Here is a 436-nt window from a genome sequence, read left to right as displayed (position 1 = left end):
CCACCACGACCACGAAGGCCACGCCCAGCGCCTCGATGCCCATGAAGGGTTCTGCGCCGCGGATGGGCGCCGCCAGCACGCCCGCGATGGCGGCGGTGGCCGCGCCGAGCGCGAACACCAGGCTGAAGATGCGGAACACGTTGATGCCCAGCAGCGAGACCATCTCGGTCGATTCGCTGCCCGCGCGCACCGCGCTGCCCAGGCGCGTGCCTTCGAGCACCCACCACAGGCCCACGGCCAGCACGGCGGTGAAGCCGATCACGAAGAGCCGGTACTTGGGATAGACGAAGCTGCCCCACATCACCACGCCCTGCAGCAGATCGGGCACGGCCACGCTGTCGCCCAGCGGCCCCCATTGCAGGATCACCAGTTCCTGCACGGCGAGCGCCAGGCCCACGGTGACGAGGATGTGGAACTCGTGCGGCTTGGCGTACAC

The 436-nt window shown here is 69.5% G+C and carries 1 protein-coding gene; it reads right to left on the bottom strand.

Going from position 1 to position 436, the window contains the following annotated elements; genetic code table 11:
- On the bottom strand, nucleotides 1–436 hold a 436-nt coding region (locus K9U40_RS23930; protein WP_282892539.1), incomplete at both ends, for a branched-chain amino acid ABC transporter permease.

Origin of the sequence: Xanthobacter autotrophicus (assembly GCF_030015065.1) — a bacterium.
Classification (GTDB): domain Bacteria; phylum Pseudomonadota; class Alphaproteobacteria; order Rhizobiales; family Xanthobacteraceae; genus Xanthobacter; species Xanthobacter autotrophicus_D.
This window is presented reverse-complemented; position numbering and strand designations above follow the sequence as displayed.